The organism is Oscillibacter valericigenes (assembly GCF_021531435.1).
Lineage (GTDB): Bacteria > Bacillota > Clostridia > Oscillospirales > Oscillospiraceae > Oscillibacter > Oscillibacter valericigenes_B.
This window is the reverse complement of sequence record NZ_JAFBIS010000001.1, coordinates 13,193-29,624: the sequence shown is the minus strand read 5'-3', so window position 1 is coordinate 29,624 and position 16,432 is coordinate 13,193. Positions and strand designations below refer to the sequence as shown.

Genomic DNA, 16,432 nt, shown 5'->3' with positions numbered 1-16,432 from the left:
TCTGCATGAATAAATGGATGTACCATGGGATTTTCCCAGTTCCATGTTATGCAAAGCAAATGCCAGTTGGTAGAAGAATATCTGCCAGAAAAGCCAAGGGAAACAATTACCCCTCTGGAGACGGAGGGAGTCTTACAAAAGGAGGAACGCACATTGGCCACAGTATATGTGTTATCAAGGAGTGGTAAACCCCTGATGCCTACGACCCGCTGTGGCCATGTGCGCATTCTCCTAAAGGAGAAGAAGGCACGGGTCGTAGAGCGTTGTCCGTTTACCATCCAACTGACCTACGAAACAGAGGAGCAAACACAACCTCTGATTCTGGGTATCGACCCCGGCAGAACGAACATCGGAGCGTCCACCGTTACCGAGGAGGGCGAGATCGTGTTCATCGCACAACTTGTCACCCGGAATAAGGATGTCCCGAAGCTTATGAAGGAGCGTAAGCAATTCAGGATGACGCATCGCCGCCTGAAGCGCCGGAACAAGCGCCAGCGTCGGGCAAAGGCCGCAGGGACTACGTCACCCAAGGAGGCCATTGAAAGAGTCCTCCCGGGGTGCGAGGAACCTATTCACTGTAAGGGCATCCGCAACAAGGAAGCCCGGTTCAATAACCGGGTGCGCCCAGCAGGATGGCTCACACCCACGGCGAACCACCTGCTGCTGACGCACATCAATATGGTGAAGAAGATGCAGAAGGTCCTTCCCATCACGGACGTCGTGTTGGAGGTCAACCGCTTTGCGTTCATGCAGTTAGACAATCCGCATATTCAAAGATGGCAGTATCAGCGTGGTCCTCTCTATGGAAAGGGAAACGTTGAAGAAGCTGTCTTCGATATGCAGGACGGTCACTGCATCTTCTGCGAGAAAGCAATCGACCACTACCACCACGTAAATCCGAGGCACAGGAACGGCAGTGAGACCCTTGAAAACCGAGCTGGTCTCTGCAAAGAACATCATTTCCTCGTTCATACAGAGGAAGCGTGGGGGAAAAAGCTCGCCGCAAAGAAAGCTGGTATGAATAAAAAGTACCATGCTCTCAGCGTACTGAACCAGATTATCCCGCAGCTTACCGATGAACTTGCGAAGCTGTTCCCCGGGCACTTCTTCGTGACTACGGGGAAGGATACCGCAGGCTTCCGGGAGGACCATGGCATTGCCAAGAACCACCATCTGGACGCATACTGTATTGCCTGTTCCGTGTTGAAGGATACATCCAAAGTGGAACAACCTATGGGGGCACCGCATCTGATGATGCAGTTCCGGCGGCATGACCGTCAGGCGTGTCATAAGTCCAACATCGCCCGGAAGTATTACGATACCGACGGCAAGATGGTTGCAACCAACCGCCATAAGGCGATGGAGCAAAAATCAGACAGCTTGGAGGAGTACAGGAACACCCACTCTGAAGCCGATGTATCCATACTGACGGTAAAAAGCCAACTTCCTCAGTACAAAGACCTCGCCAGAGTTATGCCAGGAAGTCTGCTTACAGACAACAGCAGGCATACCTTCACGCTGCTGCGTTCTGACGGGAAGCACAACGGCCGTGTTGACTACTTTGTCAGCACGCAAGGAGAAAAACATCTTGCAAAAAAATGTATATTATTACAAAAAAATCAGGGGCTGATATTTGCGAAAATAGGATAGGCCACCTATCTTCGAATAGATTACCACCTATTTTCGCAAATAACCGATATTAAAAAGGAGGAAGGTATTTTATGTTCTATCAGACCACGGAAGCACATGAAGCCCTGCGGCAAAAGGTCCGCGCCTTCGCGGAGGCGGAAGTCAAGCCCATCGCGTTCATGCTGGACCAGGAAAACCGTTTCCCCAGAGAGGCCGTCACGAAAATGGGCGAGCTGGGCCTTATGGGCATCCCCTATGAGACCAAGTACGGCGGCGCCGGACTGGACGCTCTCAGCTACGCCATTGCCGTGGAGGAGCTGAGCCGGGTGGACGGCGGCACCGGCGTCATCCTCTCCGCTCACACGTCTCTGGGTACTTATCCCATCTACGCCTTCGGCACCGAGGAGCAGAAGATGAAATACCTGCCCGACCTGTGCTCCGGCAAAAAGGTGGGCGCCTTCGGCCTGACAGAGCCCAACGCCGGCTCCGACGCCGGCGGCACCGAGACCACCGCCGAGGACAAGGGCGACCACTGGCTGCTCAACGGCGAGAAAATTTTCATCACCAACGGCGGCGAGGCGGACACCTATGTGGTCTTTGCCGTCACCACGCCGGACATCGGCACCCGTGGCATCTCCGCCTTCATCGTGGAAAAGGGCTGGGAGGGCTTCACCTTTGAGCCCCACTACGACAAAATGGGCATCCGCTCCTCCGCCACCTGCCAGCTGAACTTCAACAACGTCAAAATTCCCAAGGAGAACCTGCTGGGCAAGGAGGGCCAGGGCTTCAAGATCGCCATGAGCACCCTGGACGGCGGCCGTATCGGCATCGCGGCCCAGGCGCTGGGCATCGCCCAGGGCGCCTTTGAGGCGGCTGTGGAATACTCCAAGGAGCGCGTCCAGTTCGGACGGCCCATCTGCCAGCAGCAGTCCATCGCGTTCAAAATTGCCGACATGGCCACCAAGCTCCGCTGCGCCCGTATGCTGGTGTACTCCGCCGCCGAGCTGAAGCAGGCCCATGTCCCCTACGGCATGGAGTCCGCCATGGCGAAGATGTACGCCTCCGACATCGCCCTGGAGGTCACCAACGACGCCCTCCAGATCTTCGGCGGCAGCGGCTACCTGAAGGGCATGGAGGTGGAGCGGTTCTACCGCGACGCCAAGATCACCACCATCTACGAGGGCACCAACGAAATTCAGCGGGTCGTCATCGCCTCCCACATCCTGGGCAAGGCGGGCAAGGCCGAATCCGCGCCCGCCCAGAAGCGGGGCGCTGAGACCGGCGAGCGCAAGAAGATGATCCTGAAGGACGGCACCGCCCAGGAGAAGGTGGACACCCTGGTGGCGGCCCTGAAGAAGGACGGCTACGACTTCACCGTGGGCATCCCCATGGACACCCCCATCGCCCAGGCGGAGCGGGTGGTCAGCGCCGGCAAGGGCATCGGCGAAAAGAAGAACATGAAGCTCATCGAGGACCTGGCCAAGGCCGCCGGCGCCGCCATCGGCTCCAGCCGCCCCGTGGCCGAGACGCTGCAGTATGTGCCGCTGAATCGCTACGTCGGCATGTCCGGCCAGAAGTTCAAGGGCAACCTGTACATCGCCTGCGGCATCTCCGGTGCCGGACAGCACCTCAAGGGCATCAAGGACGCCTCCACCATCGTCGCCATCAACATTGATCCCGGCGCCCGCATCTTCAAGAACTGCGACTACGGCATCGTGGGCGACGTCATGGAAATTCTGCCCCTGCTGGCAAAGGCCCTGGACACCGGCGAAAAGCTGCCCGCGCCTCCCATGAAGAAGATGAAGCGGGCCGTGCCCAAGAAGACCACGCCGCCCCGGAAAATTTACATCTGCAACGGCTGCGGCCATGAGTACGACGTGCTGGTGGGCGACCCCGAGAACGACGTCAAGCCCGGCACTGCCTTCAAGGACCTGCCGGAAGGCTGGGTCTGCCCCCACTGCGGCGAGCCCGTGGATCAGTTCATCGAAATCGAAGTTTAATGCGCTGCCTGGATACATAAAGGAGGTATTTGTTGTATGTATAATTTCCGTAAAGTCACCGACGACCTGTTCTGGGTAGGCGCCAACGACCACCGCCTGGCCCTGTTTGAGAATATCCATCCCCTGTACCACGGCGTCAGCTACAACGCCTACGTGCTGCTGGACGAGAAGACCGTCCTGTTTGACACGGCGGACTGGGCCGTGGGCCGGCAGTTCATCGAGAACATCCAGGCAGTACTGGCTGGCCGTCCTCTGGACTATCTGGTCATCAACCATGTGGAGCCGGACCACGCTGCCTCCATCGAGGAAATTTTGCTCCGCTGGCCCAAGGTGAAGATCGTCACCTCCCCCAAGGCCGTCATCCTGCTGCACCAGTTCGGCTTCCCCATCAGTGCCGACCAGGTGGAGGAGGTCCGGGAGGGCGACACCAAGTGCTTCGGCAAGCACACCATCGCCTTCGTCGCCGCGCCCATGGTCCACTGGCCTGAGGCCATGGTGTCCTTCGACACCACCAACGGCGTTCTCTTCTCCGCCGACGCCTTCGGCTCCTTCCGGGCCCTGGACGGCAAGCTGTTCGCCGATGAGTTCGACTTCGACGGCGAGTGGCTGGACGACGCCCGCCGCTACTACACCAACATCGTTGGCAAGTACGGTCCCCAGGTGCAGGCCCTGCTGAACAAAGCCGCGGGTATTGTCGGCCTGGACAACATCAAGTACATCTGCCCCCTCCACGGTCCCGTGTGGCGGAAGGACCTGAGCTACATCATCGACAAGTACGTCCACTGGGCCACCTACGAGCCGGAGGAAAAGGGCGTTATGATCGTCTACGCCTCCATGTACGGCAACACGGAGACCGCCGCCGAGGTGCTGGCCTCCAAGCTGGCGGACCGGGGCGTCACTAACACCCGGCTGTACGACGTATCCAGCACTCACGTCAGCTACCTGATCTCCGACCTGTTCAAGTACAGCCACCTGGTGCTGGCCTCCGTCACCTACAACCTGGGCATCTTCCCGCCCATGCACAATTTCCTGGCGGACATGAAGGCCCTGAACCTCCAGAACCGCACCGTGGCCCTGGTGGAGAATGGCTCCTGGGCCCCCCGCTCCGGAGCCCTCATGCGGGCGGAGCTGGAGAAGCTGAAGCACATGGACATCCTGGACGACGGCGTGACCATGGCCTCTTCTCTCCAGGAGCAGAATCTGTCCGATATGGACGCTCTGGCCGACGCTATCGCCGCTTCCGTACTGAAATAAATTACATTTTTCTCCGGGAGGATGGAATGTTTCGTTCCATCCTCCTTTTTTTGATGCAGGGATTTTTGTTGACTTATCCCGAAAAAGTTGTATGATATATACAGAAGCATAACATATTGTTGTGATATTGCATAAAACAGGAGGATGTATTTATGGGGCAGCATTTACCGTTATCTGTCCGTGTTCCCATCGAGGAGGACAACCCCAGCATTTGCCGGAACGAAGCTCTGTGCATCAAGTGCGGCATGTGCAAAGAGGTCTGCACGCAGCAGATCGGTGTGCACGGTACCTATACCCTGGAGGAGACCGGCGGAAAGGCCATCTGTATCCACTGCGGCCAGTGTGCCAACGTCTGCCCACCCGCCAGCATCACGGAGGTATACGAATACCCGGCAGTCCGGGCTGCCGTAAAGGACCCGGACAAGGTAGTCATCGTCAGCACCTCTCCCTCCGTCCGCGCGGCGCTGGGCGAGGAGTTCGGCATGCCCAAGGGCGCATTTGTCCAGGGGAAAATGGTGGCCCTGCTGCGGGCGCTGGGCGCCGACTATGTGCTGGACACCAGCTTCTCCGCCGACCTGACCATCGTGGAGGAGGCCAGCGAGCTGATCCGGCGCATCACCACCGGGGACAAGCCCCTGCCCCAGTTTACCAGCTGCTGCCCCGCCTGGGTCAAGTTCGCGGAGACCTATTACCCGGAGCTGCTGCCCAACATCTCCACCGCCAAGAGCCCCATCGGGATGCAGGGCCCCACCATCAAGACCTACTTCGCCCGGAAGATGGGCATCGACCCGGAGAAGATCGTCAACGTGGCCCTGACCCCCTGCACAGCCAAGAAGTTCGAGATCCGCCGCTCCGAGATGAACGCGGCGGGCAAGGAGCTGGGCATCCCCACCATGCGGGATATGGACCAGGTCATCACCACCCGGGAGCTGGCCCTGTGGGCCAGGGAGGAGGGCGTGGACTTCGCCTCCCTGCCCGACAGCGACTATGACCGGCTCATGGGCGAGGCCTCAGGCGCGGGCGTCATCTTCGGCAACACCGGCGGCGTCATGGAGGCCGCCCTGCGGACGGCTTACGCCTTCATCACCGGCCAGCAGCCTCCCGAGGCCCTGCTGGACCTGCAGCCCGTCCGGGGCTACGACGGCATCCGGGAGGCCAGCCTGGACGTGGGCGGCATCACAGTGAACGTGGCCGTGGTCTACGGCACGGCCAACGCCCGGAAGATGATCGAGCGGGTAAAGTCCGGCGAGAAGCAGTACCACTTTATTGAGGTCATGACCTGCCCCGGCGGCTGCATCGGCGGCGGCGGTCAGCCCAGGGACATCCTGGCGGACGGCGACGAGACCCGCAAGGCCCGGATCGACAGCCTGTACCGGCGGGACGCCGCTATGCAGCAGCGCCTGAGCCATGAAAATCAGGAGATCAAGCAAATTTATGAGGAATTCTACGGCCAGCCTTTGAGCGAGCTTGCGGAAAAAATGCTGCACACGGCCTATCTGGACCGGAGCGGCGACTTAAAACAAGGAGGAACAAAGAACATGGCAAAGTGGAAGTGCAAGATCTGCGGTTACATCTATGAGGGTGAGGAGCTGCCCGCCGACTTCAAGTGCCCCATCTGCAAGCAGCCCGCGTCTGCTTTCGAGAAGGTGGAGGAAACTCCCGCCGCCGGGGCCTCTCCCTACGCCGGCACCAAGACGGAGAAGAACCTGGAGGAAGCCTTCGCCGGTGAGAGCCAGGCCCGGAACAAGTACACCTTCTTCGCGCTGGTGGCCCAGCGGGAGGGCTATGAGGAGCTGGCGGAGCTGTTTTTGAAGACCGCCCGCAACGAGCAGGAGCACGCCCGCGTCTGGTATCAGGAGTTGGGTCACATCGGCACCTCCGCCGAGAATCTGCTTGCCGCCGCCGAGGGCGAGAACTACGAGTGGACCGACATGTATGACCGGATGGCCCGGGAAGCCGACGAGGAGGGCTTCCACGATCTGGCGGACCGGTTCCGCATGGTGGGCGCCATCGAAAAGCGCCATGAGGAGCGCTACCGCAAGCTGCTGGATGATGTGAAGATGAAGCAGGTCTTTGAGAAGAGCGGCCAGACCATGTGGGAGTGCCGTGTCTGCGGCCACATCGTGGTGGGCACCAAGGCCCCCGAGGTGTGCCCCGTGTGCAAGTACAGCCAGGCGTACTTTGAGGTACATAAGATCTGATATTGTCGCAGCATATGAAAAAGGCCCCGGAACCGCGGTTCCGGGGCCTTTTTTGATGTGTTTTCAGAGAGAAATCATCCTAAATCACAGAGAAACAGCCGGGGTCAGTCCTTTTGCCGTCAACTGACGGTCGAACCCGCCGCCCCGGTACACAAACACCAGCGTCCGCACCTGCTCATGGGTCAGGTCGATGACGTCGCCGTTCCCACCGGGGTCGCTGCCGTCGCCCTGGATGATCCCGGCGGTCATCAGCTGGTCGATGATGGGCCGGAACTTCTCCGGGATGTCTTTCAAATATCGGTAGGTCACTTTCTTCTCCTCCTTTTCAGCCACCGGCGTATTGAACAGTTCCTGTTCGGCCCTGCGGCGGCGTGTCAGGCCCGCCAGGGGCTTGCCGTTCGATTTGTCATACAGGGCCATGGCCCCGCAAATTTGGGCCAGGGTGCGGCCCCTGCAGAGGGTTTTCAGGCATCCCGTCCCGCAGTTATAAGTAAACGAGATCAGGGCGTCCCGCTGGTTGGCGTTGAGCCGGGCCGTCAGCGGGCAGCAGGCCGGGTCATCCACGGCGTCGGCGAACCGCTGGCAGTCGGACAGCAGCATGGCGTCCGCCTCCATCTGGGTGATGGTCTGCCCCTCCCTCACATCCGGTCCGTAGTGACCCCAGCCGATGGTCCAGTACTTCTCCGTGGGCACGGGCTTGTACGCCTTCAGACGGCAGCCCTCGAACCTCTTGATGAGCGCCAGGCCGGCGTCGCCGACGGGCTTACCCATTGGCGCCGTCCTTCCCCGCGTCCACCGCGTCCTGGACCTTCTGGCTCTGGGTGCCGAAATAGAACGCGATCACAACGGCATACACCGTCATAAAGTCCTGGGAGATGGTCCCCCGCAGGGCCATCACCGCAAATACCGCCGTCAGGGTCAGCGTGGTCAGGGATTTTACGGACAGCAGGTTTGCCCCGCGTTTTTTTATCAGTTCCATATGCTTCTCCTTTCACAAGTCCCCGTCATCCGGGGCTTTCATGGCGGCGTCATAGGTGATGCCGCCCGCAGTGTTTTCCGCTTTTGCCTTCGCAAAATAGCCGCTCAAAACGATGGCCGTGGCCGCCTGCAAAGCTCCGATGAGCGTCGTCAGGTACGGAAGGCTCCCGGAAAATTGCAGCCGGATGGACAACCAGCACAGGTACAGCACGATGTAGGTGGCGCTGCCGTCCACCAGCAGCACCAGCAGCGCAATGAGCTTCGAGGCGGATAACCGCCTGTGCTCCTCCACCCGCTTACCCCTCATGCGCCCACCCCCGGCATTCCGGACAGCACCCAGGCTAAAAACGCCCCGGCCGCCAGCCACAGAGCCTTGTCCAGCAAACTCTCCCAGCGTCTGGCGGGCTTGTCCAGCATGGCTTTTACGTCGGATTTGATCTCGCCCACGTCGCTTTTCAGGTGCCCCTGCTCAATGGTCAGCTCCCGGACAGAGGCCGTCAGCGCCGTCAGCGCTTTCTGGTTCTCCTCCACGGCATACATGCGGTGCTTCAGGCTGTCGATCTCGTTTTCGTGGTCCGTCAGCCTGACGGCGACATCTTCATCAGTCATTGGTATCCCCTCCTATCATCTGATGTGATTGCGGACCGCTCCGGCTTTGAGGCATCTTTCGGTACACCCTTTCATACAAAATATGGCCGAATTTTTTCTAAATTCCAAAGCGCCGTATGCGGCACGGCAAAACGCACGGTGGAAACACCGGGATAACCGGGTTTCCGCCGTGCGTGATTTGTTCGCTGTCACATTTTTCGGTGCGGGCGGTTCGGATCGTTCGGCGGGCTGCTGCCCGGCCGGTCAGGACGGATCGTCCGGCGGGGCGGCAACGGGAGCGGTACCGTCCTCCATCATTTCCAGCATGACAAGAACCACCTCCGGATCAAACTGGGTGCCGCTGCCCTTGCGCAGTTCCCGGGCGATGACCTCCTGAGACATGGCCTTGCGGTAGCAGCGGTCGCTGGCCATGGCGTCGTAGCTGTCCGCCACGCCGATAATGCGGGCCACCTGTGGAATGTCCTTCCCCGCCTTGCCGGTGCAGTACCCCTTGCCGTCATACCGCTCATGGTGGTAGCGGGCGCCCTCGGAGATGCCCTCCAGGGCCGTAAAATTCTTGAGGATGTCGCCGCCCAGCGCCGGATGGGTCCGGACGATCTTGCTCTCCTCCTCGGTCAACCGCCCCTCCTTGTTCAGTATCTGGTCAGGAATGCCGATCTTTCCAATATCGTGAAGCAGGGCCACATAGTAGATGCGCTCCTGCTCCTCAGGGGAAAAGCCCATGCGCCGGGCGATCTCCCGGGAATACCAGGCCACGCGGATAGAATGACCGTTGGTGTAGCGGTCCTTGGCGTCGATGGTCTTGGCAAAGGTCTGCAGGGACTGGTCCACGATCTGCTGGTACTCCTGTTGGCGCTGGCGCAGGCGGTTCATCTTGGCCCTGGAGTACAGGTGGGCTGTTCCGGCCGCCAACGCCAAAAGCACAGCGACCACCGCCAGCCAGAAGGCTGTATATTCCGAGAGCTGCTTGTCCTTGTGGATCGCCGTCCCGCAGGACGACTCCACCCCGGGAGACAGCGGATCAAACACCCGCAGGTGGAACACATAGTCCCCGCCGGGCAGGTTCGTGTAGCTGATAGTGCCGCTGAAGCGGTCATCCAGGATGGTCTCCTTCTGGTCAAACCCCTCCAGGTAGTAGGCAAGGCGCAGGTTGCCGGTGCCGGCATAGGAAAGCGCGGCAAAATCCACAGTGATACGCTGAACGCCGCTGGAGACCGACAGCGTTTGGGGGTGCTCATAGACCGTGTCGTCGATGCGGATGCTGTTGACGATGGTCTTGGGCAGGGGAATGTCCACCCCATGGAAGGCAAACACGCTGACGCCGCTGCGGGTCGCCATATAGAGCTGTCCGTCAGGCGCCAGATAGTTCCAGGTGTTAGCGTTGAGAGAGCCGGTGAGTCCATGATTGACCCCGTAGGAGATGGTCAGGGCCTCCTCCCCCGCCAGAAGCTGGGCCTTGTCCACAGCCAGCACGCCGTTGTTCTGCAGCAGCCACAGCTTGCCGTCCCGGTCATAGAAGTCAAAGATGCTGCCTGCGTCCTTCTGGAAATTCTCCAGCTTGACGAAGGCATCGTCCTTCCAGTAATACAGGCTGCTGCCCGCGCTGACGAAGTATCCGCCGCCGTCGGCATCTTCCAGGATGCGCAGCACCACGCCCTCGTTCAGTCCCTTGCTGAAGCTGTGGTTTGTGACGCGGCCGTCCCGGATGGCATAGATGCCGTCGCCGTCGCTGCCCGCCAGCAATGTCCCGTCGGCCGCCTGGGTCAGGCAGAGGATGGCCAGGTTCTCCAGGCCGTCCTCCTTGCCGTAGGTGCGCACCACGGCGCCGTCCTTGATGATGCCCAGGCCGTCCTGGGTCCCGGCGGCGATGGAGCCGTCGGACAGCTCCAGCAGGACCCGCGCCCGGCTGCTGCCCAGGCCGCTGTCCTGGTTGAAGCACTGGATCTCCCCGGTCCGCGGATCATAGCACACCACGCCGTAGGCGGAGTAGGTCGCGCACCACAGCCGCCCCCGGCTGTCCCCCAGCACATGCCGGACCCGCAGGCCGGACAAGAGAGCCGTCAGGTCGTTTTCCACCGGGTTCCACGCCCGGTCAAAAGCCAGCACGCCCTGGTCCCGGGCGATGTAATAGGTATCCCCCGCCGCGGCCACCGCATTGACGGCAAGGCCGTCCAGCCCCGCCGTGCCGTTGGGCGTGGTGAAGCAGCCCCGGTTGTACTTGATCAGGCCGTTGCTGGAGGACGCCAGCCAGAAGTTGCCCTCGTAGTCCATGGCGGCGCTGTTCAAAGACGCCGCGTACTCAGCTTCCCCGAATTCCCGCACAGCACCGTCCGGGGCGATCCAGGCAAACCCCTGCTGCCCGGCCACCAGAATATCCCCGGCGTCAGTGACCCGAATTTGATTGTGCGTGGCTGTGGAGTCCAGGCGGCGGTATTCCACGGTCAGGTCCGTGGGGTCCAGCCGAGGACCGTCACAGGTGACCTTTGCCAGCACCGTACCGGCGGTGCCGAAATAGAGGTTCCCCTGCCGGTCTCCGGTCAGGCAGTAGACCTCTTCGTCTCCCTCGAAAATCAGGCTGGAGGGGACCGTGTCCTTTACTCCGCCGTTTTCCAGCACGGCGCAGACGCCGTAGTTCATGGCAGCCCACAGCCGGCCATAGCGGTCCACGCCCAGGGAGTACACCGTCTGCCCGTCCACCGCCTCATCCTCATAGGGGACGAGCCGGCCGTCCCGGATGCTTCCCACGCCGGAATTGGAGGCGGCGTACACCGTACCGTCCGGCCCCTCCGCGAAATCCCGGATACACAGGAAGCTATGGGCCCGGGTGCAGGGCACTTCACAAAACTGCCCGTTTTCGTATAAAAACACGCCCGCGTCATTGCTGCCGATCCACAGCCGTCCGGCGGAATCCTCATACAGGGAGCGGATGGAGGAGGACTTCAGCGCCCCTTCCTTGCTGAAATTGCGGAAGGTGCTGCCGTCGTAGCGGATCAGTCCGCCGTAGCTGCCGATCCAGATATAGCCGTCCGAGGTCTGCAGCACCACATTGGCCTCACCGGTGGGCAGGCCGCTGCGTTCGTTATATACCGTGGCGACATAGGGCGTTTCCTGCTCCGCCGCCAGCGCGGCGGGGGCGCAAATTGACATCAAAAGAAGCGCGCAGATGCCCATGAGCAGACGCTGTATCCTCATTGCTCATATTCCGTCCTTTTTCCAGTTTTATCGAGGATATTATACGATAAGATACGGGCGGTGCGCAATGTTTTTCTGATTGGACCGTTCGGACTTTGCAAAAGGAGGCCGGACACCGATTTCGGTGTCCGGCCTCCATGGACAGGCGTTTTAGAGATGTGTCTCCCGATGGTCGGGGAACCGCTGAACATCAGCGCAGCATTTTGGGAGGCGGCAGGTCAGAAAGCGGGGCTCATTCCTGCCCGCCGATCCGTTCGAGAATACCGGCGATCAGTTCCGCCGTTACCCGGACACTGTGCAGATCGCAGGTTTCTTTCGGAGTATGGACATGCAGCAGGGACGGCCCAATGGCGATCATGTCCATGTTGGGATTCTTTTCGAAAAAGGCACCGCACTCCAGGCCTCCATGCACCGGCTCCACGACCATGCGGTCTCCGGTCAGCTCCTGATATACCTCGCAGGCCAGCGGTGTTAATCTGCTCTTCGGGTTGACCTCCCAGGCAGGAGAATGTTCGCCCGCCTCATAGACGAACCCGTATGTTTCCGCAAGCAGCCTGCTGATGGACAGCAGCTCCTCCGCCCGGTACGCGGAGCAGCTCCGCTCCATGGCGGACAGCCGGAAATACCCGGGCCCGGTCTCCAGCAGGCCGAGATTCTGGGAGCTCTCCACCAGCCCTGCCACATAAGGGCTCATCGTGTGCACGCCGTTGGGAAGCACAAGGAGCAGGCGCAGCAGCGCGGCGGCGGCTTCGTCCGGGACCGCGTCTTCCGCGCATGTTTCCGCCGTTTCCCAGCGGAACTTCAGGCCGGTTTCGATCTCTCCAAAGTAAGCTTGAAGCGCGTCTCCATAGTCCCCCATCAGCTTCCGCGCTTCCGGCAGTTGTTCTCTTTTGATCAAAACGGACGCCCCGGCGGACGCGGGGATCGCGTTGCGCGCCTGCCCGCCGCGGAAGTCCAGCAATTGGTAAGCGATATGGTTTTCAGACAGCCCGAGCAGCAGCCGGGCCATGCAGGTCAGGGCGTTCGCGCGGCCTCTGTGGATGTCCACGCCGGAGTGCCCACCCAGCAGGCCGCCCAGCTCGATGCGGAGCACGGCACCGTCCTCCATTGCCGGGCATCTCTCAAACTTCCGGCTGAAGGCCATAAAATCGCAGCCCGCGCTGGAGTTGCACAGGGAGCCCAGCCACTCCCAGTCGAGATTGATGAGATACGCCGCGTCCAGATACTTCGGGTCAATGGCCCCGGAGGTCATCCCGTCCTCTTCATTGACGGTGAAAATGGCCCGCAGAGGGCCGTGGGATACCCCGCAGTCCGACAACAGGTACAGGATCAGCGCGATCCCGATCCCATCGTCAGCGCCCAGGCTGGTGCCCTCGGCGGTGAGCGTTGTCCCGTCGTTTATTACCTTGATCGGGTCTTTCAGCGGGTCGTAGGAGACGCCCGCGGCCGCGACGCAAACCATGTCCATATGCGCCTGCAGGATCACTTTCGGCGCCCTTTCGCACCCGGGAGAGGCCGGTTTGTCCATGATGACATTCCCCAGTTCGTCCTGTACGCAGGGCAGGCCATGGCGTTCGGCCCAGCCGCAGAGGTACGCGGCGATCTTCTCCTCATGGTGCGACGGCCGGGGGATCATCGCAATTTCGGTGAACTCATCCAGTATGTTTTGCAGAGCGATGTCAGAACTCATCGTTTACCTCCTGTTCTTATGATGCGCGTCGGCACGATGCCGGCTTCCGGCAGATACAGTTGCAAAAAGGAAGGCACCGGCCGGTGCCTTCCCTTTTGCGCTGGAGATCACATAGCGTCCCCGTACTTCACGATGGCCTGGTCAGGCTTACCCAAGATCTTAAAGTAACGCGTCCAGATTTTCTGGAGATAGGAGATGTCGTTTCTCCACCACTTTTCATCGACCTTGACGGCGCCCACGGCGACATTTCTGACGAGGATCTCGCCGTTCTTGCCCACGATGTCGGCATTGGACAGCGGGGCGCAGGTATCCGTATTGATGTAGCAGGTGATGTCAGGCGCGGTCATCAGCGTCCGCACGCTGCCGTCAGTGCCGGTCTCCTCCAGGATCAGGTTCTCATTGAGGAAGTGTGTCGTCCACTTGGTCCCGTCGGCTCCGGTGATCTCCACAAAGCCCTTGTCGAAGCCGGAGGCCTGCTCGTTGGAGACAGCGGTGACGGTCCCGCGGCCGATCTCTCTGCACTCCAAGCCTTGGACAGCCCCGGCCAGGGTCTCGAAAATGCCAGCGGAGGAAGTGGCGCTGCGCAGGACGCGGCCCACATCGCAGCACTTTTTGACGCTGCCCACAGGCAGGTTGCCGATGATCTCGTTTTTCCGGACCATCCAGCCGGACAGCCCGCCCATCTGGTTGAAGGCCACGCACAGGTTGCGGCCCACCGTCTCGCCCATGACGGCGTCTCTGGCGTTTTCAAGCTCGATGGAAATGCGGTTGCCCTGGTTGTCGGACATGGCCAGCGGCGAGGTCTGCAGGCCGTTGATGTGCAGCAGCAGCGTATCCAGAGCGGGGACGGCGCGGCCCGTGCCGTCGGCGTCAATGAAGGGAATGCCCTTCTCCATGGCCACCAGCAGGGGGACCAGGGTGTTGAAGCCGCCGATCTCTACCGCGATGGAATAGTCGATGGATTTCCGCTTGGCGTCCGCCATTTTGCACAGGTGCTCAAAGGAGCCGTTGATGTAAGGAGCAATGCGGACTTCCTTGAACTTCGTGGGCGCGCCCATGGCGGCGGTGCAGGCCGCGTAGCCGGCGTCGTCCATCTCCTCCGGCTCCATCACCTGGACCATGACGTCGGCGTCATCGACAATGCCGTGGTCTTCCTTGAACTGGTCCAGCGCCATTTCGCCGCTTTCACAGGCGCCGCCGCCACCGCCTCCGAAAATGGTCGCACCGTAGATCATATTCCGGATGCCGTTACCGTCGAGACTAAACATATCCGTACCTCCTGTTTTTTGATAGATTCATTGTAAATACAATGTACGAGTTTAAGAGGGCTTACCGCAGGTTTGCTTCGATCTCGTCCAGTGTGATCTCGCCCTGGCCGCCCATGGTGGTCTTTCCGCACAGCGGATAGAGAATGATATACACGACTCCGGACACAACGACCGCGTCCAGGGCCGGGCTGAAGAAGCTGAAGAACAATGCCACGATGCAGCCGCAGGCCCATGCGATGATGCCGCACCAGTTGAAGCCGCGGACTGGGTGCCAGTTTTCGGGCCTGCCCTTTCCGAGGATCCAATAGTCGGCGATCACCACGCCCATAATGGGAGGCACCATGGCGGAGATGATGTTGATAAAGCCCTGCATCGCATTGGCCATGCCCGCCATGGCCATCAGCGTGCCGGCCGCGCCGCACAGCATGGTGACCAGAGGCCGGCGGTCGTCTTTCAGGCTGAATACCTTCATTGCCGCCATGCCGGACGTATAGGCGTTGCCCGTATTGGTCGTCCAGGTGGCCAGGATCAGCACCAGCATGCTCAGCACAGGCAGCCCCATGCTTGCAAAGACGGATGTAATATCGTATGTACCGGCAGACAGGCTCATCACCGCGCCGACCATGAACATCAGCACCGCCGCCGGGATCACGCCAAGCACGGTGGCCATCACGGTAGCGCCCCGGTTTTTCGCGTAACGGGTATAGTCGGGATTGGTGGTGGCGCCCACGGCGAACAGGCCGATGACCAGGGAGACCGCCGGCGCCATTCCCATCGTGTTGGCAGGGTCGGGGGTGACCGCGACGATGTTGCTCCAGCCGGTGACGGAGATGGCGTGGTACATGCCGTACAAACACATCAGGATCAGCGCGGGCACCGCGATGTAGTTGAGCCACTTCATGAGCTTAAAGCCGTATACGGCGGTGATCAGCATCACACCGCCCCAAATGAGGCAGGACAGCCAGAACGGGAAGCGAATGCTCCAATAGTCCATCAGTGTGACGAAGGCCGTGGCGCAGGTCGCGGTCTGGATGCCGAACCAGCCCATCTGTCCAATGAAAATTGAGACGCTCAGCAGATACGAGGACCCCCGGTCGCCGAATGCCTTTGTGCCGCACATACTGGACGGCAGGCCCAGATCCGTTCCCTGCATACCGACCATGATCATCAGCAGGCTGCAGATGGCAAAGCCGAGGAAACAGGCCAGAAGTACATTGCCGAAAGTCATGGATGCGGAAAGCATACCACCGACCATCAGCATGGGGATGCAGATCATGGTCCCGATCCAGATGAACGCAATACTGTACCAGGACTGCCTTTGATCCTCAGGAACGCGGCTCAGGGCTTTTTTCTCCATTGCGCTGTTCGTTGAATTCTCCATTACATCCACTCCTTTTTGCAATTTTACGCCGTTGCGTACCAGTCAAAACATGCCTCAAAATCCAGGGAACCCCGGTTTTCATTTCGCTTGGCGCCGCCCGGCTTCGCCATCCGCGCCCGGCGGGTGTCCGGTCTTCGCCGAGAGGTTTCCCAGTGCTTTTATTTTAGCAAACCGCCCTATTTTTGTATTTGTTCCCCAAAGCCAAAAAATGGTACTCGTTTTTGTTTTCC

12 protein-coding genes are annotated in these 16,432 nt (G+C 60.3%); 4 read left to right on the top strand and 8 right to left on the bottom strand.

Annotated features, from left to right (window positions below):
• Window positions 1-153 precede the first annotated feature (153 nt).
• The 4 genes from JQM68_RS00115 (at window position 154) to rbr (ending at window position 7,084) form a co-directional block, all read left to right on the top strand.
• Window positions 154-1,650: an RRXRR domain-containing protein gene (locus tag JQM68_RS00115; protein ID WP_235220879.1), complete on the top strand. Its 1,497-nt coding sequence runs from the start codon at window positions 154-156 to the stop codon at window positions 1,648-1,650.
• Between the two features lie 71 nt (window positions 1,651-1,721).
• Window positions 1,722-3,629 carry an acyl-CoA dehydrogenase family protein gene (locus tag JQM68_RS00110; RefSeq protein ID WP_235220878.1) on the top strand — a complete coding sequence of 636 codons (1,908 nt, stop codon included), beginning with the start codon at window positions 1,722-1,724 and terminating at the stop codon, window positions 3,627-3,629.
• Window positions 3,630-3,665: 36 nt separating this feature from the next.
• A complete protein-coding gene (locus JQM68_RS00105; RefSeq protein WP_235220877.1) occupies window positions 3,666-4,883 on the top strand; it encodes an FprA family A-type flavoprotein in 1,218 nt (405 codons plus the stop codon).
• Window positions 4,884-5,035: 152 nt separating this feature from the next.
• Window positions 5,036-7,084, top strand: a complete 2,049-nt coding sequence (gene rbr / locus JQM68_RS00100) for a rubrerythrin (protein ID WP_235220876.1) — start codon at window positions 5,036-5,038, stop codon at window positions 7,082-7,084.
• A gap of 84 nt (window positions 7,085-7,168) precedes the next feature.
• Here the strand turns inward: rbr and JQM68_RS00095 are convergent, their stop codons facing one another.
• The 8 genes from JQM68_RS00095 to JQM68_RS00060 all read right to left on the bottom strand — a co-directional run bounded on the left by JQM68_RS00095 (window position 7,169) and on the right by JQM68_RS00060 (window position 16,202).
• Complete coding sequence (locus tag JQM68_RS00095) at window positions 7,169-7,855, bottom strand: lysozyme (RefSeq protein ID WP_235220875.1); 687 nt, start codon at window positions 7,853-7,855, stop codon at window positions 7,169-7,171.
• Entirely contained in the window at window positions 7,848-8,063 is a 216-nt protein-coding gene (locus tag JQM68_RS00090; protein ID WP_235220874.1) for a hypothetical protein, read from the bottom strand. Before JQM68_RS00090 ends, JQM68_RS00095 begins: the two co-directional genes overlap by 8 nt.
• A gap of 12 nt (window positions 8,064-8,075) precedes the next feature.
• Complete coding sequence (locus JQM68_RS00085) at window positions 8,076-8,369, bottom strand: hypothetical protein (RefSeq protein WP_235220873.1); 294 nt, start codon at window positions 8,367-8,369, stop codon at window positions 8,076-8,078.
• On the bottom strand, window positions 8,366-8,671 hold the full coding sequence (locus tag JQM68_RS00080) for a hypothetical protein (RefSeq protein WP_235220872.1): 306 nt from the start codon (window positions 8,669-8,671) through the stop codon (window positions 8,366-8,368). Before JQM68_RS00080 ends, JQM68_RS00085 begins: the two co-directional genes overlap by 4 nt.
• Before the next feature lie 243 nt (window positions 8,672-8,914).
• A complete protein-coding gene (locus JQM68_RS00075; RefSeq protein WP_235220871.1) occupies window positions 8,915-11,863 on the bottom strand; it encodes an HD domain-containing phosphohydrolase in 2,949 nt (982 codons plus the stop codon).
• A 232-nt stretch (window positions 11,864-12,095) separates the two neighbouring features.
• Window positions 12,096-13,553, bottom strand: coding sequence for a beta-Ala-His dipeptidase (gene pepD / locus JQM68_RS00070; RefSeq protein WP_235220870.1), 1,458 nt, complete (start codon window positions 13,551-13,553; stop codon window positions 12,096-12,098).
• 107 nt (window positions 13,554-13,660) lie between these two features.
• Complete coding sequence (locus JQM68_RS00065; protein ID WP_235220869.1) at window positions 13,661-14,821, bottom strand: S-methyl thiohydantoin desulfurase domain-containing protein; 1,161 nt, start codon at window positions 14,819-14,821, stop codon at window positions 13,661-13,663.
• 61 nt (window positions 14,822-14,882) lie between these two features.
• Entirely contained in the window at window positions 14,883-16,202 is a 1,320-nt protein-coding gene (locus JQM68_RS00060; protein ID WP_235220868.1) for a cytosine permease, read from the bottom strand.
• Window positions 16,203-16,432 lie beyond the last annotated feature (230 nt).

Excerpts from the sequence above, each read along its gene's own strand:
- JQM68_RS00110 (WP_235220878.1), top strand. The coding sequence starts at position 1,722 with ATGTTCTATCAGACCACGGAAGCACATGAAGCCCTGCGGCAAAAGGTC.
- JQM68_RS00105 (WP_235220877.1), top strand. The coding sequence starts at position 3,666 with ATGTATAATTTCCGTAAAGTCACCGACGACCTGTTCTGGGTAGGCGCC.
- rbr (WP_235220876.1), top strand. The coding sequence starts at position 5,036 with ATGGGGCAGCATTTACCGTTATCTGTCCGTGTTCCCATCGAGGAGGAC.
- JQM68_RS00095 (WP_235220875.1), bottom strand. The coding sequence starts at position 7,855 with ATGGGTAAGCCCGTCGGCGACGCCGGCCTGGCGCTCATCAAGAGGTTC.
- JQM68_RS00090 (WP_235220874.1), bottom strand. The coding sequence starts at position 8,063 with ATGGAACTGATAAAAAAACGCGGGGCAAACCTGCTGTCCGTAAAATCC.
- JQM68_RS00085 (WP_235220873.1), bottom strand. The coding sequence starts at position 8,369 with ATGAGGGGTAAGCGGGTGGAGGAGCACAGGCGGTTATCCGCCTCGAAG.
- JQM68_RS00080 (WP_235220872.1), bottom strand. The coding sequence starts at position 8,671 with ATGACTGATGAAGATGTCGCCGTCAGGCTGACGGACCACGAAAACGAG.
- JQM68_RS00075 (WP_235220871.1), bottom strand. The coding sequence starts at position 11,863 with ATGAGGATACAGCGTCTGCTCATGGGCATCTGCGCGCTTCTTTTGATG.
- pepD (WP_235220870.1), bottom strand. The coding sequence starts at position 13,553 with ATGAGTTCTGACATCGCTCTGCAAAACATACTGGATGAGTTCACCGAA.
- JQM68_RS00065 (WP_235220869.1), bottom strand. The coding sequence starts at position 14,821 with ATGTTTAGTCTCGACGGTAACGGCATCCGGAATATGATCTACGGTGCG.
- JQM68_RS00060 (WP_235220868.1), bottom strand. The coding sequence starts at position 16,202 with ATGGAGAATTCAACGAACAGCGCAATGGAGAAAAAAGCCCTGAGCCGC.